This window comes from Colwellia psychrerythraea 34H, from assembly GCF_000012325.1.
In the GTDB taxonomy this organism is placed as follows: Bacteria; Pseudomonadota; Gammaproteobacteria; order Enterobacterales; family Alteromonadaceae; genus Colwellia; species Colwellia psychrerythraea_A.
Map to the genome: position 1 here is coordinate 288,357 of NC_003910.7, position 17,242 is coordinate 305,598.

At 38.2% G+C, this 17,242-nt stretch carries 15 protein-coding genes; 4 read left to right on the plus strand and 11 right to left on the minus strand.

Annotated features, from left to right (window positions below; all coding sequences use genetic code 11):
* Positions 1–2 precede the first annotated feature (2 nt).
* The 3 genes from CPS_RS01290 to CPS_RS24295 all read right to left on the minus strand — a co-directional run bounded on the left by CPS_RS01290 (position 3) and on the right by CPS_RS24295 (position 2,407).
* Complete coding sequence (locus CPS_RS01290; RefSeq protein WP_041736549.1) at positions 3–689, minus strand: paraquat-inducible protein A; 687 nt, start codon at positions 687–689, stop codon at positions 3–5.
* The gene (locus tag CPS_RS01295; protein ID WP_041736551.1) at positions 676–1,338 is read right to left on the minus strand and encodes a paraquat-inducible protein A; all 663 of its coding nucleotides are present in this window, start codon (positions 1,336–1,338) and stop codon (positions 676–678) included. Before CPS_RS01295 ends, CPS_RS01290 begins: the two co-directional genes overlap by 14 nt.
* 112 nt (positions 1,339–1,450) lie before the next feature.
* Positions 1,451–2,407 carry a c-type cytochrome gene (locus CPS_RS24295; RefSeq protein ID WP_011041156.1) on the minus strand — a complete coding sequence of 319 codons (957 nt, stop codon included), beginning with the start codon at positions 2,405–2,407 and terminating at the stop codon, positions 1,451–1,453.
* Between the two features lie 245 nt (positions 2,408–2,652).
* Here CPS_RS24295 and yihA point away from each other — a divergent pair, with 245 nt between their 5' ends.
* Positions 2,653–3,327: a ribosome biogenesis GTP-binding protein YihA/YsxC gene (yihA, locus tag CPS_RS01305; protein ID WP_011041157.1), complete on the plus strand. Its 675-nt coding sequence runs from the start codon at positions 2,653–2,655 to the stop codon at positions 3,325–3,327.
* A gap of 113 nt (positions 3,328–3,440) precedes the next feature.
* On the opposite strand, the gene CPS_RS01310 is transcribed toward yihA, so the two are convergent.
* Both CPS_RS01310 and CPS_RS01315 read right to left on the minus strand, forming a co-directional pair.
* Positions 3,441–5,246 (minus strand): ABC transporter ATP-binding protein/permease, encoded by a 1,806-nt coding sequence (locus CPS_RS01310; protein ID WP_011041158.1) that lies wholly within the window; start codon positions 5,244–5,246, stop codon positions 3,441–3,443.
* A 499-nt stretch (positions 5,247–5,745) separates the two neighbouring features.
* Complete coding sequence (locus tag CPS_RS01315; RefSeq protein ID WP_011041159.1) at positions 5,746–6,501, minus strand: MBL fold metallo-hydrolase; 756 nt, start codon at positions 6,499–6,501, stop codon at positions 5,746–5,748.
* 362 nt (positions 6,502–6,863) lie between these two features.
* Here CPS_RS01315 and CPS_RS01320 point away from each other — a divergent pair, with 362 nt between their 5' ends.
* Positions 6,864–7,964, plus strand: coding sequence for an HDOD domain-containing protein (locus CPS_RS01320; RefSeq protein WP_011041160.1), 1,101 nt, complete (start codon positions 6,864–6,866; stop codon positions 7,962–7,964).
* Between the two features lie 208 nt (positions 7,965–8,172).
* Here the strand turns inward: CPS_RS01320 and CPS_RS01325 are convergent, their stop codons facing one another.
* From CPS_RS01325 to CPS_RS01350, 6 genes are all read right to left on the minus strand, one after another.
* A complete protein-coding gene (locus tag CPS_RS01325) occupies positions 8,173–11,265 on the minus strand; it encodes an efflux RND transporter permease subunit (RefSeq protein ID WP_011041161.1) in 3,093 nt (1,030 codons plus the stop codon).
* Between the two features lie 9 nt (positions 11,266–11,274).
* Positions 11,275–12,411, minus strand: a complete 1,137-nt coding sequence (locus CPS_RS01330) for an efflux RND transporter periplasmic adaptor subunit (RefSeq protein WP_011041162.1) — start codon at positions 12,409–12,411, stop codon at positions 11,275–11,277.
* Positions 12,412–12,515: 104 nt separating this feature from the next.
* Positions 12,516–13,262, minus strand: a complete 747-nt coding sequence (locus tag CPS_RS01335) for a TetR/AcrR family transcriptional regulator (RefSeq protein WP_011041163.1) — start codon at positions 13,260–13,262, stop codon at positions 12,516–12,518.
* 149 nt (positions 13,263–13,411) lie between these two features.
* Positions 13,412–13,870, minus strand: coding sequence for a GNAT family N-acetyltransferase (locus CPS_RS01340; RefSeq protein ID WP_011041164.1), 459 nt, complete (start codon positions 13,868–13,870; stop codon positions 13,412–13,414).
* Between the two features lie 47 nt (positions 13,871–13,917).
* On the minus strand, positions 13,918–14,595 hold the full coding sequence (locus CPS_RS01345) for a flagellar brake domain-containing protein (protein WP_011041165.1): 678 nt from the start codon (positions 14,593–14,595) through the stop codon (positions 13,918–13,920).
* A 183-nt stretch (positions 14,596–14,778) separates the two neighbouring features.
* Positions 14,779–15,171: a DUF2750 domain-containing protein gene (locus CPS_RS01350; protein WP_011041166.1), complete on the minus strand. Its 393-nt coding sequence runs from the start codon at positions 15,169–15,171 to the stop codon at positions 14,779–14,781.
* Between the two features lie 528 nt (positions 15,172–15,699).
* On the opposite strand from CPS_RS01350, the gene ubiE reads away from it, so the two are divergent.
* Both ubiE and CPS_RS01360 read left to right on the plus strand, forming a co-directional pair.
* Positions 15,700–16,515: a bifunctional demethylmenaquinone methyltransferase/2-methoxy-6-polyprenyl-1,4-benzoquinol methylase UbiE gene (ubiE, locus tag CPS_RS01355; RefSeq protein ID WP_011041167.1), complete on the plus strand. Its 816-nt coding sequence runs from the start codon at positions 15,700–15,702 to the stop codon at positions 16,513–16,515.
* Between the two features lie 2 nt (positions 16,516–16,517).
* Positions 16,518–17,225, plus strand: coding sequence for a ubiquinone biosynthesis accessory factor UbiJ (locus CPS_RS01360; protein ID WP_011041168.1), 708 nt, complete (start codon positions 16,518–16,520; stop codon positions 17,223–17,225).
* Positions 17,226–17,242 lie beyond the last annotated feature (17 nt).

The following is a 17,242-nucleotide window of genomic DNA, read 5'->3' on the forward strand; positions in this document are numbered from 1 at the left end:
TTCTATCCCTTTTTTTCTGGTAAAGTGCCTGGTATATCGTCTGGCGAATCTATTGATAATAATGGCGTTTGTCTTGCTGTTTTACTATCCGCTTTTTTATCCCATAACAAACGCGGATCAAAACTATTAGCAGCAAACATGGTAAAAATTACCGTAATGGTAAAATAATTGATAGCAGGACCTGCTGCTACGGAAGTAACAAAGCCAAGTTCAACCACAGTAACCATTAAAGCTACAACGAATACATCTAGCATTGACCATGGCCCTAATACCTCAAGCGCGTGGTAAAATTTGCTATGTTTGTCGGGCTTTAAACGAATTCCAGTATGTACTTTATAAACTAACACAAATAAGCCGATAATCTTTAATAAAGGCACTATGATACTGGCAGTAAAGATAATCACAGCTATTGGGTACAAACCATGATCAATAAACTCGCCGATACCCGACAAAATGGTTGCCTCATCACCAATACCCAATTGATAAACAATCATTATTGGATAAAGATTAGCAGGAATAAAAGCTAATAAGGCAGCCAAATTCCACGCCAAGGTGTATTGTAAACTGTTGCGCTTACGTTGATAAAATAGACCATTACAGCGGCTACATTGCTGGGGCTCTGCTTTTAAACGATTAAGCTTATGACATTTAGGGCATAAAGTTAGGTCAAGTTGCTTAGCTGTTCTCATCTTGTACCTCATCTTGTACCTCATCTTTTGTAAAAGCTTTTTCTAGCTTGTCCCAAATATAGTCTTGATCTAGGGCTACAGCCGACATAGTAGAGCAAATTAACCAAAGAATAAAAGCGAGTAAGCCAAGGTTAACTGATAGCTCAGTATCATCAATTAATTTATACATAGACACGACAATACCCAGCATAAAGACATTGAGCATCGCCCAGTTATCAAGGTGATGATAAGCACGAAAGAAGTTTAATAAGGAGGGTTTTAACTTGTTGAATTTAAAACTATAGGAAATATAAAGTGCGCCGGTTAAACGTACAATGGGTACAGCAATAGCGAATAGAAAGACCAAGCAGGCAATCATAAAAAAACCGCGGTCAATCAACACTAAAATACAATCAAATAAAGAAGCTTGATGAAATTGTCCTGCCAAGGTTACACCCATAATAGGCAGTAAAATAGCGGGTAACATTAACAGTAAGCCAGCAAGAGACCAGTTAAAGCTACGCTCAATAGAATCGACTTTTCGTTCTATCAAGGTGCTGCCACAACGATTGCACTTGGCAAGTTGCCCTTGTTTCAATTGTGGCTTGTCATATAGCGCATCACATTGCTGACAAGCGACTAATAATGAGGTGTTAGTATTGTTGTTCATTTCGCTGCTAGTTATCCATCCACTTATTTGATTATGTCAAAATATAATGAAAAAAAAGCAGCGATAAACGCTGCTTTTTTAGAAACTTGTTAATGAAGCAACCAAGCCATTATTATTTTAATGACGTGATGTATTGAGAAACCGCTTCAATATCAGCATCTGACAATTTAATCGCGATATTACGCATAATACCACTGTTGTCATTACCACGACTTCCATCACGGAAGCTAGCAAGTTGCTTTTTCAAATAATCTTTACTTTGACCAGTAAGGCTTGGGAAACCAGCTTGTTTCATACCTTTACCCGTTACGCCATGACAAGCAATACATGCTGTAATGCCTTTAGCTGCATCGCCGCCTAAGTATAACTTATGGCCCGCTGAATTTGACTCACCAGTACCCGCTTTAGTGTTTTGTACTGCAAAGTATGCAGCTAAGTCATCCATGTCTTCTTGAGAAAGACCTGCAACCATACCGGCCATTATTGGATCGTTACGATTACCTGATTTGAAATCAGCTAATTGCTTAGCAATATAGTTAGCACTTTGACCAGCAAGACTTGGGTACGTAGGTACTAAGCTGTTACCGTCAGCGCCGTGACAAGCTGCACACGCAGCTGATTTGTTTTGACCTGCGGCTACATTACCTGCGTAAATTGCTGCTGCTGGTGTAGAAGAAACGATTTCAACGTTCCCTGCTGCAGGAGCCGCTGCTGGTGCTGCACCTGTGCTTGTATCTGCACTTGATGATGCTGCCGCTTGCTCGTTTGCACTAGGTAAACTTGAGAAGTGAGCCGCTAAATCAGCCATATCTGCATCAGATAGGTTAGCTGCCATCGGTGCCATCATGGCATCGGTACGAGCGCCTGATTTAAAATCTTTTAATTGCTTGATGATATAAGCGTCATTTTGACCGGCAATGTTAGGAAACATAGGACTTCCACTAACACCTGTAGGACCGTGACAAGCGCTACAAGCACCTGCTTTTTCTTTGCCTGCGTTAGCATCTGCGGCTTGTACAGCACTTACTGAACTTAAAGCTACAAATAGCGAAAAGATAATTTTTTTCATTGAGTTGCTCTCTGCTTGTCATTAATTACCTAGCTATTTGAAAAAAATATTAGCTATCTAATTAAGAAATGATAAAAAAGTATGATGGATGTGTCGGCATTTTACACGAATATTTGTCTTGTGTAATAGTGGATAAGCAATAATTGAGCAAAAAAAACTATAATTTCACAGTTTTATGCATTTTTTTAATAATAAAAGCGAAAGAAAAACGCTATAATGGCGAAAATTTTTAACGAGTGAAGCCCTTGTCTTCTACAAAGATACATTTAACTAAAGCCGCCTTTACCATAAGCGCCCCAGATATCCGCCGTTTACCAGCTGATTCTGGTATTGAAGTTGCTTTTGCAGGGCGCTCTAATGCAGGTAAATCAAGCGCTTTGAATACGCTAACCAATCAACGTGGTTTGGCGCGCATTAGTAAAACTCCAGGTCGAACTCAGCTCATCAACGTATTTGAAGTAGCAGAGAATCGACGCCTTATCGATTTACCCGGTTATGGTTTTGCTCAAGTGCCATTGGCAATGAAGAAAAAGTGGCAAAAAGCGTTGGGTGAATATTTAGAAAAACGCCAGTGTCTGAAAGGATTAGTGGTATTGATGGATATTCGTCATCCTTTAAAAGACTTAGACATGGATTTAATACAGTGGGCCGCAGACAGTGATTTACCTGTTTTAGCCTTATTAACTAAGTGTGACAAGCTCTCGCAAGGTAAACGTAGTTCTGAAGTATTAGCGGTGAAAAAAGCATTATCATCATTAAATGCTGATATTCAAGTGCAGGCTTTTTCATCACTCAAATATACGGGCAAAGAACAAGCTGATGCCATTATTTGTCAGTGGCTTGAACAAGAAGCACAAGAATATGAATTACCTGAAGAAGATGATTTTGATGATTCAGATGAATTTACTGAAGAAGAGTAATATCGTCATAAAGTGAGATGAACATTAAGTTTGAACATCACACTATTACAAGAAGGAGAAAGCAACACGCTATTCTCCTTTTTTTGTGCCTGCTCCCTAGGTAACTATTAAAACTAGCCAAGCTTTTTGAACTGTAATTCCACCAATCTTTGATACAACTCGCAGTTTTGCAATAGCGACTGGTGATCGCCCATATCGATTATTCGACCTTGTTCTAACACTGCAATCTTATCCGCGTGTTGAATTGTCGATAGTCGGTGGGCAATGATAATTGTTGTGCGACCACGCATTAACTCTTCTAATGCTTGTTGCACGTGCTGTTCGCTTTCACTATCAAGGGCACTGGTCGCCTCATCTAATAGCAAAATATGTGGGTCTTTTAATATTGCACGTGCAATAGCAATACGTTGGCGTTGACCGCCCGATAAGCGCACACCACGTTCACCTAAAAAGCTGTTATAACCTTCAGGTAAGTTGACAATAAACTCATGAGCATGGGCTTTTTTAGCTGCTGAAATAACTTCTTCATCACTAGCCTCAGGTTTGCCGTAACGAATATTATGAAAAACGTCACTACTAAATAGAGCGGGTTGTTGCGGTACTAAAGCCATTTGTTGACGAAGATCTTTCGGATCAAGCTGTCTTATATCGGTACCACCTAAGGTAATACGACCAACTTGTGGGTCATAAAAACGCTGTAATAATTCAAATAGTGTCGTTTTCCCAGCGCCAGACGGACCCACTAGCGCTAATACTTTACCTTGTTGAGCGGTTAAGTTCAGTGCTTGCGTTGCGGCTTGATCGGGTCGAGAAGGGTAATTAAAACTGACTGCTTCAAAAACAATTTGCGCGTTGAGATCTTTCGCTGAAATAGCATTTTCAACAGGAGGAAGAATATGGCTTTCAACCTGTAATATCTCTATTAATCTTTCGGTAGCACCCGCAGCACGTTGTAACTCGCCTAATACTTCTGAAATCGTGGCTAACGAAGAAGCGACCAAAATGGCATAAAAGACAAAAGCACCTAAATCACCACCGCTCATCTTACCTTGAATGACATCGCTACCACCGACCCATAACATGCCAGTAATTGCACCAAAAACAATGATAATAACGCCAGCAATTAATGTGGCACGCTGCTTTATACGGTTGCGACCAATGTTAAATGACTTTTCAACTTCCTTGCCAAAGGAGCGTCTTTCATGCTGTTCGTGGGTATAACTTTGTACTGTTTTAATATGCTCAATTGCCTCACCAGCATAACTACCAACATCGGCCATTGAATCTTGGCTTTTACGCGATAATTTTCTGACTTTACGACCATAAAACAATATCGGTACTAAAATAAAAGGTACCGACAGCAAAACAATAAAAGTTAATTTGATATTGGTAGCAAATAGCATAACTAAAGCACCTAATAGCATGAGTACACTACGGATGGCCATAGAAAACGAAGAACCAATAATGCTTTGTAGTAAGGTAGTATCGGTGGTAATTCGCGACATAATATCGCCGCTGCCGTTAGTCTCGAAATAGCTGGGATGTAAGGTGATGACATGATTAAAAACGGCCAAGCGGATATCAGCGCTTACTCGTTCACCTAACCAAGAAACCAAGTAGAAACGGAAAAATGTCCCCCCAGCAATTAACACCGTAATAGCCAATATAAATAGTACTGCTTGCTGTAATTGCTCTATAGATTGTTGAGCAAAGCCCTCATCAATGAGCATTCTCACGCCTTGACCAACAGATAGCATCACACCTGCGGTAAAAATAAGGGCAATAAAGGCGGCTAATACCTGACTTTTATAAGGGCGAATAAACTGAATGAGCTCAAGAAGAATGGAGATCTTTTTCTTTTCAGCAGTATCAATTGAAGCATTCTCTGCTAGATCACTTGCAGCAGGTTGGTCAGACATAAAATCTCAGAGTCTATTACTAGCCATTAAGTATATTAGCGACTAGTGAATGAATTATTGAGCAATAGTTTACGCTTTCCATAGGTGTTGAACTAGGAAGTTTTACTGAAATATGAAGTAAGTTTGTAAGAGGAAGTAATAACGACTGTGTGGGCATTGATGTTTTTATAGATAAAAAAAAGCCGATGGTATTTTCAAAACTAATAAGTAGTTGTGAATTGCATCGGCAAAGCTTATGGGGAAGCTACAAAAAAATTATTACAATAAGTGTTCGCTTAAGAACAAGGTAATTATAGAGCAACAACTCTACACAAGTAAAGTCATTTATAGAGTAATTACTCTTTTTCTTTGATTTAGATCATTATTGAGCGATTTGTTCATAAAATAATCGCATGTAGATTGTAAAAAATGGGGCTAATTACGATATAGGTCTACAAAACTAAGTAATGTCAGTAGTAAAACCATCACTTTTATACGCATAGTTAACTTGATTTCAGTTTCAACTACGACTGTTTTTAAATGGTTTGAATAACCTGGCTTTAACTGAGCGCCAATGTGTTTTCGGTATTTTAGGTGCTAATGATAATAAATGTTGATAATCATCTTCTGTTGGAGTTACTTCACCGCCATGGGCAAGAATAATACTCTGTGGTTTTAATTCGATGATTTTATGGAGCGAAGCTCGATAACGATTAGGGTAAAAAATAGGGAAGGGCGGGATGAATTTATTCTTTACCTTAACTATTAAATCAGCAACATATACTTTATTACTGGGTAGGTGGTGTAAGGATAAGTCCCTATCTGTATGACCTTGAGTCGCTAGGGCAACCCATTCAGAAAAACCGGGTATTTGCTCATTATCATTAAGCTTATAATCGGCGGTTAACTGACTAGAGTACCAGAAGTTCATGCGTGGTTTTTTCATGCGTTTTGCTACCCATTTAGCTAATAGTATGTCGGTAAGGTGCATGAGGCGACCGTCTATGCCTGAGTACCATTGACCACTGACATTAGCGGTAGCAACTTTACAGCCAGTGAGTTTTCGAAGCTTATCGGCGGCACCTGCATGATCAGGGTGCATGTGTGTTACCACGACTAAGGTTAAATCATTGAAAGAGCGTTGTAAGGTTTTGGTAATAAAATGCTTGAGCATTAAAATATCTGAGCGACAGCACCCATCAAGCAATAGTAACTTATCAGGATACTCTGCGAGCAAAATTGTTTGGATATGGCCATCTATGTGATGTAATTTCATAATGATAAAACAGTTTGCTCATAATTTAATTGTCGCTTTACACTGTAAAAGAAAAACCATCAGCCTGCACTCTATTTACTTATCTTAAAAAACATACTGACTATGACCAACGGTTATGTCACGGCACAATGGGTATATGTAGAATTTTCTTTTGAATCGATTTAAACAAAACAGCCAAACGCTGTTTGAATCAAAGAAAAATTTGAAAATGTTGTTCATCATAACCCTAAGGTCTCAAGCTTTAGACAATCATTTAATCATAGTCATTCTATGGTTTTATTATTTAACGCCAGCTCTTCAGTTTCCCTAAATTGATTAGTCTTAACTCAAAAAAGCAAAAAAATTACTAGGAATAAATCTATATGTTCAAAGCTATGCTTAAATTATTGTTTCCCAGTATAAAAAATAATAAGAAACCGAATTATTTTTATTATGAAAAAGATAAAAATACTGAAGAAGAAACGCAGCAACAAGCGTTGGAAAAGGTTCAAAGAGCGGGTCCTGTAAAGCTACTACGTCTGGCAAGTGTTGAAGAAACACATTGCCAAGAATTCTATGATTTTTTATTTGGGCAGTCCCCAGCGACAACACAACGCGATGAGCTATCACATTATGTTGCTGACAAAATTGAAGCCGTGTTGAGAAAACCTAATACTATAATAGAAGCAATGCCAGTATTACCTGCCTCACTGAGTAAGGTAATGGATCAGCTAAGTGACAATAACTTTGATACTCAAGAGTTGATTAATTTGATTCAGCAAGAGCCCTCAATTGCCGCTAAAGTGATTGAGTTAGCTAACTCCTCTTTTTACAACCGCACAAATAAAGAAGTTTCTGATCTTAAATCCGCTTTTATGTTACTGGGCAGTAATGGACTTATGGAAGGTGTGATCAATGGCTTTGTCAGTAAAATGACACCTCAAGCACAAATTTACTTTAAACAATATGGTAATAAAATTTGGCAACACAGTTTTGGTACGGGTGTTATTGCTAAAGCATTAATAAAGGCTTCCCCTTATAAAGCAGAGGCAGCACAAGGTTATCTTATTGGCTTGATTTGCAACTTAGGCGATATGATTATTTATCAATTATTGATGGAAGCTTTTTCTTTTATCCATCCAGATTGTCAGCCTAACTCATATGCTTTTAAAGAATTAATGCAACAAAAATCAAAAAAACTAACCTATCACATTGCTAAACATTGGCAATTCCCTCAGTCAATTTTAGATGCATTGGCATTACAAGTTAAAGTGACTAATGCCTCAATGTTAGCTGGCGTTTTTAGTAAACGGCCTATAGCTTGTTTTGTCTATGAGGCTAATATAATTAGTGAGCTAATTATGATGCTTGAGCACAATGATAAAACCGAAGGCGAGATAAAAGAATCGGTAGAAATATTACTCTACAGTAACGAAGCGAAACAATATGTTGAGCGCTTATTGGTAGATAGAGTTAACAACTAGTACAGTTACTTCCTATTATTTGATTAAAATTTAAGGATAGTATTTAACAGCAAAGACAGAAGCTAACAAGTGATAAGAGGTCACTGTAAGGAGCCACTTTCATGATCTTGTGGTTAATGTGAAGTCCTTTACGACTAATGAAATCATAACGGACAATATGCATTAAATAACCATCCGCATGTTCTTTGCGGATGGCTTTTTAAAAGAGCTAACTATGTACTTTCTGCAAGGCTTCGTCAGAGACTTGTATCTCATCAAGCATAAGCTTATCTCTTTTTTCTGCGAGTAATAAATAGAAACTAGGTAAAATAAATAAGGTAAATATTGTGCCGATAAACATGCCTGCCACTAAGATAATACCAATACTATTACGCGCTTCAGCACCAGCACCTGTCACTAATACTAACGGGAAATGTCCCAATATAGTGGCTGCTGTGGTCATCAAAATAGGACGTAAACGTGTGGTTGCCGCTTCAGTGACTGCCGCGAGTTTATTAGCGCCAAGTTCTTGTGCATGATTAGCAAATTCAACGATCAATATGCCATTCTTAGCAATTAAACCTATTAAGGTGATTAACCCTATTTGCGAGTAAATATTAATAGTGGTTAATTCAATATAAGGGATGAGTAGGGCACCTGATAAAGCTAATGGTACACAGCCAAGTAATACGACTAACGGGTCTCTAAAGCTATTAAATTGTATCGATAATACCAGAAATACAATCAATAAAGAAATACCCAATACCATAACTAAGGTATTACCTTCTTTGCGTAATTGTCTTGATTCTCCAGCATAATCAATTGAATACCCTAAAGGTAATATTTCTTTAGCTGCATCTTCAATAGCGGATAAAGCCGCTTCTTTATTTGAACCTGGCGCAACACCGCCGTAGATTCTAAAAGACGCTTGTTGAGCAAAAGTGCCCAGCTGCCTAGGTACGGTTTTCCATTTTAAATCTGCGACCGCTGAAACGGGTAATAACTCACCAGTAGGCAATTTAATATCCAATGATAAAATTGCTTCTGTTTTACTCCGCACCTCATCATTAACAATAGGGATCACTCGATAAGCTTTACCATTAGCATCAAAACGATTAACAAAATTGCTCGACAATAAAATACCCAATTGTTCACTAACTTCGCCGACATTCATGCCTAAATCGGCTATTTTCTCACGATTTAATTGTAACTCTACTTGCGGTAAATCTATTTTCAAATCGGTATCAGCAAACAGGAATTTACCACTGGAAAAGGCAGCACCAACAAGTTGATCCGCATATTGCTTCATTTCGCTATACGGAGCAGTTGCTTTAACAATCATTTCTATTTCAAATTGACCCGAACTCGGTAATGAAGAGGGCAAAATAGGAAACATGTTAAGTCCTGGGATCTGCGATAATTTACCATAAATTTGGGGTACCAGTGATTGTGCACTATAGTCACGCTTATCAGCATTAACTAACTCTAAACCGCCAAATCCACCGCCACCAAAAATTATTTGCCAAATTTTCTTACCCCCTTCAATCTCTTGTAAACTTTCAACAACGGGGTTCATTTGCGCAACGTTATATGCCATTGACGCATCAGGAGGTGATTGAATGACAAACATAACGGTGGCTTGATCTTCTATTGGCGCCAATTCTTTTTTTGAATAAAGGTAGAAAGGTACGGTGAGCAGGGAAACGACTAGCGCGATTAAAAATACTTGCCCCTGCCACTTAAATATATGGGTTAACAATTGTCCATATCTTCGTTGTAACCTTTCAAAAAGATGGTTTACTTTAGTGGTTAACCAACTTTCCTCACCACCTTTGGGGGACACATAAGCGCTCATGATGGGTGACAACGTAATCGCAACGATACCTGAAATGATGACGGCAATGGCTAGCGTAAAAGCAAACTCTTTGAATAATACGCCTGTTAACCCTGATAAAAAGCCAATAGGTGCGTAAACCGCTGCCAGAGTTAATGTCATTGAAATAATAGGCACAAGAAGTTGGCGGGAGCTAATGAGCGCAGCATCAAATTTCGACAAACCTTGGCGCATTAAACGTGCCACGTTTTCGACCACCACAATGGCATCATCTACCACTAAACCAACGGATAACACTATCGCTAATACGGTTAATAGGTTTAATGAAAAACCCATTATGCCCATAGCGGCAATCGCGCCTAAAATAGAAATTGGAATGGTAATTAAAGGCACTATGGCGCTTCTAAATGAACCCATAAGTAGCACAACAACTAAGCCAACTAAAATAACCGTTTCGGCGAGAGTGGTAAAAATTTCTTTTAATGCATCGCGCATGTATAGCGTGCCGTCATAGGCATAATCAATTGAAATGCCGTGGGGTAGCGTTTTGTTCAGCTCATCAACTTTTTCATATAACCTATCACCAATGGCTATCTCGTTAGCACCAGGTAAAGGCCAAATAGAAATATAAACAGCATCTTTATCGTTTAGCCTAGCGGTAACGCTGGTATCTTCTGCGGCTAGCTCAATTTTTGCGACATCTTTTAAATGAATAGTAGCGCCATCAACTTCACTAATGACAAGTTGTTGAAACTCTTCAACACTGCTGAGTTGTGTATTGGCAACAATATCAATTTTCTGACGACTATTTTCTACATAACCCATAGTGGCTATGGTGTTGTTTGTTGCTAAGGCTTGATAGACATCACTAGCGCTTAAGTTAAATATCTGTAGTGCCTGAGCATTTAGCCATACACGCATTGCTGGTGTTCTCGCACCTTCAATACCTACACGTTGTACGCCTTCAATGGCATTTAAAACTGGGTTTACTTGGCGAGTTAAATAGTCAGTAATACGTGATAAGTCATTACCATTGGCTTGCACATTTAAGTAAAAAACAGCAAAGGGTCTGTCGGCACGACTGACAGACACAACAGGGTCTTGGGCACCTTGTGGTAATTCGAAACGAATTTGTCCTAATCTTGCTGTTAATTCTGCTAGTGCTAGTGTTGAATTCTCATTTAACTTGAGCCATGCGGTTACTTTAGAGCTGCCAGAGGTACTTGTTGAATCTACGTATTCAACGCCAGGCACAGTCGCGGCCGCACGCTCAATGGGTTCAGTTATAAAGCCTTTTACTACGTCAGCCGAAGCGCCAATATAATAGGTTTCAATAACTAGTGAGGCACTGTCTATTTTGGGAAATTGCAGTACAGGAATTTTACTTGCTGACCAAATGCCGGCAATACAAATAATGATAGATAAGACAATCGCAACGACCGGTCGTCTTACAAATATGTCCATTACAGATGGTTTACTTTCTTGCATCATAATCCCTTAATCTTGCGCGCTTGCATCAGAAACTACTGCTTGAGTTGTTTCTTTGGTTACATCGGTCGCGGTTGCATCAGCAAGGTATACTTTCATGCCTGGAAATAATTTGAACGCGCCTTTATTAGCAATAAGTTGTCCTGCTTCGACACCAGCAAGGATCATAACCTGTTCACCTTGTCGTTCACCCAATTCAACGGCAACTTGTTTAGCGCGATAGCTACCTGCTTCATCAGCTTCTAAAACAAAGACATAATTACCTAATGCATCACGTTTTATCGCTAAATCAGGTACAACAGCAAGCGTTGCTTTATTCGCTATAGGCACAATCACCGACACCAAGGTATTTGGTTTTAATGCTAATGTTGCAGAGGGCAGTTGCGCGCGATATTTTAAATGACGTGAAAGGCGAGATAACTGTGGGTCGATAGCTATAATTTTTGCTTCAAACACTGAATCTTGACTGATAGGACTAATTTTTACCGTCGAAGATAAACCGAGTTCTTGGTAAAGTTGTGGCAAATTAAAGTCAATCCAAGTGAAATCATTAACCCCTACAAGCTCAAGTACTTGACTGTTCTTATCTAAATATTGTCCTACTTCTAAGGTATGAATGCCTACTTTAGCGGTAAATGGTGCGGTTAATGTTTTTTTATCTATAGCTGTGGCGATCACGGATATATTTGCTTTCGCTATTTGTACAGCAGCGCGAGCCTGATCTACTTGCTCTTCACTAATTCCGCGGTTTTTATGCAACTTTATATTACGATCTAACGTTTGTTGATTTAATGTCAATGTCGCTTTAGCGGCCATTAAACGAGCATCTTCGTCACGATGGTCTAACTCAAGTAGTAGTTGTCCTTTATTCACAACCTGACCAGAGGCTGCATTTAAACGGATAATTTCACCTGCTAGTTCATTATTGAGCATTAAAAACTTGAAGGCTTGTACTTCACCACTGACTTTAATACGTTTTTGGTAGCTAATATTAGCTACTTTCACTGCCGTGACTGTGGCTGCCATCTCAGGCATACTCGCTGCTTGCTCATTTGCCGCTTGTTGTAGCGATGTTTTGTAGCTATATAAGCCAAAAATCGTGCCAGCTAATATGATAATCACTAAAAGCCATTTAGTTATGTTCATGATTGTTCCTTTATCTTTTTATTCAAATACTTAAATTCTGTGTTTATCAGCTGCTTCGATGTGATTTTCTTGGTTGTAGCAAATCAATGCAGACTCTTTGTTTATTATCTAAGTGCTGCGTCTGCTAAGTGCAAACAAACTTTTTCAATATCATCATCTGAAATTTTTTGTTGCCAATCGTATGTGTTCACTAGACGTTTCATGGTGCGAATATGTGCATTATCAGCGGCTAGCACTAAGGTGTTTTTTTCATTCTCTTCATCATTGATTCCATCGATATTTTCATCAAGATCATTGTGCCAACATTGATGTAAGCGCACTGTTTGAAAGTAACCAACCGATAATGACCAAGTACCTAAATTTATTTCTTCAATATCTCGGCTGCCTGAGGTTAATTCACCAGAATCAGCAGCATTTTGCAAAAACTGTTGAAACATAGTTTGGCATCGTTCACCGCATGCGATCATTTGCGTTAACCAACGCTCTGAACATCGCTTCATCATTGCTTCGGTATTAACAATACTTTCAAGTTGATTATCAAAGTTATACATTTGAACTTTAGAAAAGTCTAACAAGCTTGTCGCTATAATACGCTCTGGTGTTGTTAAGGGTAATGCGAGTACTTTTTTGAAAACGGACTGTCGCTCTTGATACATGCGAGTAGCTAAGGCAATAAGTACATCTTCTTTACATTGCACAAACTTATAAACGGATCCCATGGACAGGCCCGCTAATTTGGCAATCGCTGACATAGAGAAGTCTAATAAACTACTCTCTTCTATTGCCTTAATCGCCGCGCATATAATTAATCTTTCTTGTTCTTCTGCACTAAATCGTGGAGCTGGAGCCATGTAAAACCTATGAGAAATGTTATTCGAATGTCGTTCAAATGTTATTTTAACTTACTTTTTGTTAAGTTCAAGTACAAAATTAAAGTGCATAGCTTAATTAGGGGCTTTCAGGGGGGATTGTTTGAATGGGACTAAGCATCATAGCTTAGTTAGCAGATGCTCTTTGACATAAAGGTGCTAAAGGGATCTTCTTGATAATTGCCAAAGGGCTGGCAAAAATGAAAACCAAGTTGTTGGTAGAGTTTTTGTGCGGGTAAAAAGGCGGCCATAGTGCCTGTTTCTAAACTCAGTTTTTGATAGCCACGATTAGTTGCTTGACTGATAATATATTCCACGAGCAATTTTGCCACGCCTTGACGTAAAAAGTCTGGTGAGGTTCGCATGGATTTAATTTCACCATGGGCATTATCTAACTCTTTTAAGGCACCACAACCTGCTAATGCATCATCTTTCCAAACACACCAAAAGCTGATGTTCTCTTGCGCTAATGCAGATAAATCGAGTGCATGTACACTTTCTTCTGGAGAGTGTAATAACATATCTTGATGATGTTGCTCTAACAATGCGATGACTGCAGGATGTGTTAGTGAACCAATACGAATTTCCATTTTTTCCTTTAGGGGCGAGTTATTTCATAAAAATGAGGGATGTATTATCAACTCATTGTGTTTTCGATGAAAAGCTCAGAAAGTAATTTAGGAACTAACTTTTCATTGTCGATAAATTGAATGCCAACGTTGACAGTACCGTTGTCATTACGACTATTACATACTCGAGCCGGTATTTGTACTTCACCATCAATAGGACTTCGTAAGCAGACAAAAATATCACGCTTATTAACCTTAGTGCTGGTACTTTTAGTCTTAAAAGTGAAACCACAGCCTTTAGCAGAAATATCACCAATAATACCGTTAATTTGAGTCTTTTTATTATCGCCAGAACTTTCCAACATGATTATTGCAGGCAGATGAATGCTTGTTCTTTGCTGTAGGCGTAGCTGACGATTTTCAATTTTATTTGGGTATTCGATAAAAATAAATTTTTCAGGGTATTGGGTAATGTTTTTAATGGAAGAACGAAAGGCAAAGCATTCTCCTTTATTGCCTTCCATTAAGTAGCGGACGATAAGAACATTACCCTCGATTAATACATCTTTATATTCGGAAGTGTTAGCCGACTTTGGGTATTTTAATATAATATACTTACCTAGCTCATACCCGATCAATGGTAATTTTAGCCGCAGCGAAACAGGGTTGTTAATTTGTAGATCTAAGCTCTTACCTGGTTGAAGCTCAAAGAGTTGCATACTCTGTTCAATGCTTATGTCTGCCATTGTTTCCTTTTATACACGGCTATTCATTATTGAATATAATATAAACAAAGTGTGCTAAAGGTACAATGGCTGATTGTAAGCTAAAGTTATAAGCTGATTACCTTTATTATGCTAAGCCTTGGCAGTTATGCTCATGTGGCCAAGAGCATAACTTAGGGGGAGGTATATATACTATAAAGTTATTTATTTTCGATTTTGTTTCTTGGTTTCTTTTAATAAGGCTTCTTCAAACTCTTCAGGAAATAATACCAAGCCTTGATTATCTTGATTCGGAAAAGTAACCAACGCTAGTTCATCATCTACTAAGCCAGTACTCCAGCGACTGTACCATTTGTCTAATGATATGGCTTCAGCTTTACATTCTTGCCATTCATCAGTTGCCCAGCGCTGTGCGAATTCTTCGTTTGGCCAAACAGGCACGCAATCTTCATCTTCGGTATTTAGCATTACACAACCATGCTCGTCAGCTAATATCCAAATTTCTTTGTTGCTAACGACTTGTTGGAGTAAGTAGCTTAAGCGCTTTTCTTCATCGTATTTTTCTATCGTATTGAGTTGTTCGCTGCTGATTGACATAGTTACCTAGAAAGTTTGTATATTTGTATAGATGAACAATATTTTACCGTGTTAGTGCTGAGCAAACAACTTGATTGAGTTTACAGATCGCATGTTAAATCCGTAGCTTAATTACTTTTTTGTTTTCTATTAGATCTAAACTATGGAAATTGGTGTGATGTGAGCAGTTTTTTATTGTAGGTGGGAAATTTAGGCAAAAAAAAACCGATAGCAAGGCTATCGGTGACTTAGCTATGAGGAAAGCTAAAATATTCAATTATTACAACAAGCGTCCGCATTAGGGAACGAAGAGAAGTATAGAGTAGATGCTCTATACTGGCAAGTTAAATTTGTAATTTTATTTCATATATGTTGCTTTATTACATTGAATCAAAGCTAAATAAATGTCTTTTAAGTATTTATTCCTGATTTATGACACCTTTGTTTTAGTTAGATCAATAAAAAGTCAGCAGTGTATTTGGTGATTTAGCACGCATACAGTAAACTATCGGCAATTATAGTTTTAATATTGCTTTAAGTGAAAATATCATGTCCCCCACAGATCAAAACTCTCAAGCCAGCGACTTATCTACAACCCCACAAACATCAGTCGAGGCAGACAATGAAAGCACGACGCATTTTGGCTATAAAACCATAGAAAAAGACGACAAAATTTCTATGGTTGCGGGGGTGTTTCACTCGGTGGCTAAGCAATACGATGTGATGAATGATTTAATGTCATTTGGTATTCATCGTTTGTGGAAACGTTTTACTATTGATGCAAGTGGTGTACGCCCAGGCAATAAGGTCTTGGATCTAGCCGGTGGTACGGGCGATTTAACGGCTAAATTTTCAAAGTTAGTAGGAAGAGAAGGCAAAGTTATTTTAGCTGACATTAACAGCTCAATGCTGAATGTCGGTCGTGATAAATTACGCGATAAAGGTTTAGTACAAAATATAGAATATGTACAAGCAAATGCTGAATATTTACCTTTTGAAGAAAATACTTTTGATATTGTCACCATCGCTTTTGGCTTACGTAATGTAACGGATAAAGATAAAGCCTTGCGCTCAATTTATTCAGTACTAAAACCTGGTGGGCGTTTACTGGTGTTAGAATTTTCAAAACCAGAACATGAGTTATTGAATAAAGCTTATGATTTCTATTCATTCAATATATTGCCTAAAATGGGCGAACTGGTAGCAAAAGACGGTGAAAGTTATCAATACTTAGCTGAGTCAATTCGGATGCACCCAGATCAAGAAACCTTGAAAGACATGATGGAAAAAGCTGGTTTTGAACAAACGAGCTTTAAAAACTTAACTGGTGGGGTAGTTGCCTTACACAAAGGTTATAAGTTTTAATCATGAAACCTTCTAATAACAAGGCTGTTACTTTATCAAGTAATCAACTAAGTACTCAATTTAGCACCAAGTTGAGTGACAGCTTATTATTACCACAAGTGGCAACGGCAACGCTTGAATTGATCATTAATAAGGCGTTAAGTTTAAATAATAAACCACTCTCTTTTACTGCGGTAGCCCACAAAACGTTAACGCTTGAGTTGTCAGAAATCTCATTTCCGCTATGTTTTACTATTGATAATACTGCTAGCCCAGTTGTGATTATTGTCAGATCTACGACTGAATATAGTGATTGCAGCATAAAAACGAGCGTTAGTACGCTTAAAAAATTAAAAGCTAATCAGTCTCTGACAGACCTAATTAAACAAGATGAGTTAGACGTTAGTGGTGATATCAAAATAGCACAACAATTTGCCAACATTGCACAATCACTTGAAATAGATTGGCAAACAGAGCTTGCTAAACACCTTGGTGATGTGCCAACTCATAAACTTTTACAGTTTGGTAATAAAATTACCAAATCGCTTGCGGCTACAGGTAAACAACTTGAAGCGGATATTAGCGAGTACCTTGTACATGAAAAACGTTTAGTGGTGACAAGTAGTCAAATAAATGCTTTTAATCAACAAACTAAAGACGTTGCGAGTAAGGTGGATAGCTTATCTGCGCGCATAGATAAACTCGCCGCCGATATAATAGGCAAGCAGTAAAAGTTAAGTTAACTAAT

Excerpts from the sequence above, each read along its gene's own strand:
- CPS_RS01290 (WP_041736549.1), bottom strand. The coding sequence starts at position 689 with ATGAGAACAGCTAAGCAACTTGACCTAACTTTATGCCCTAAATGTCAT.
- CPS_RS01295 (WP_041736551.1), bottom strand. The coding sequence starts at position 1,338 with ATGAACAACAATACTAACACCTCATTATTAGTCGCTTGTCAGCAATGT.
- CPS_RS24295 (WP_011041156.1), bottom strand. The coding sequence starts at position 2,407 with ATGAAAAAAATTATCTTTTCGCTATTTGTAGCTTTAAGTTCAGTAAGT.
- CPS_RS01310 (WP_011041158.1), bottom strand. The coding sequence starts at position 5,246 with ATGTCTGACCAACCTGCTGCAAGTGATCTAGCAGAGAATGCTTCAATT.
- CPS_RS01315 (WP_011041159.1), bottom strand. The coding sequence starts at position 6,501 with ATGAAATTACATCACATAGATGGCCATATCCAAACAATTTTGCTCGCA.
- CPS_RS01320 (WP_011041160.1), top strand. The coding sequence starts at position 6,864 with ATGTTCAAAGCTATGCTTAAATTATTGTTTCCCAGTATAAAAAATAAT.
- CPS_RS01325 (WP_011041161.1), bottom strand. The coding sequence starts at position 11,265 with ATGCAAGAAAGTAAACCATCTGTAATGGACATATTTGTAAGACGACCG.
- CPS_RS01330 (WP_011041162.1), bottom strand. The coding sequence starts at position 12,411 with ATGAACATAACTAAATGGCTTTTAGTGATTATCATATTAGCTGGCACG.
- CPS_RS01335 (WP_011041163.1), bottom strand. The coding sequence starts at position 13,262 with ATGGCTCCAGCTCCACGATTTAGTGCAGAAGAACAAGAAAGATTAATT.
- CPS_RS01340 (WP_011041164.1), bottom strand. The coding sequence starts at position 13,870 with ATGGAAATTCGTATTGGTTCACTAACACATCCTGCAGTCATCGCATTG.
- CPS_RS01345 (WP_011041165.1), bottom strand. The coding sequence starts at position 14,595 with ATGGCAGACATAAGCATTGAACAGAGTATGCAACTCTTTGAGCTTCAA.
- CPS_RS01350 (WP_011041166.1), bottom strand. The coding sequence starts at position 15,171 with ATGTCAATCAGCAGCGAACAACTCAATACGATAGAAAAATACGATGAA.
- ubiE (WP_011041167.1), top strand. The coding sequence starts at position 15,700 with ATGTCCCCCACAGATCAAAACTCTCAAGCCAGCGACTTATCTACAACC.
- CPS_RS01360 (WP_011041168.1), top strand. The coding sequence starts at position 16,518 with ATGAAACCTTCTAATAACAAGGCTGTTACTTTATCAAGTAATCAACTA.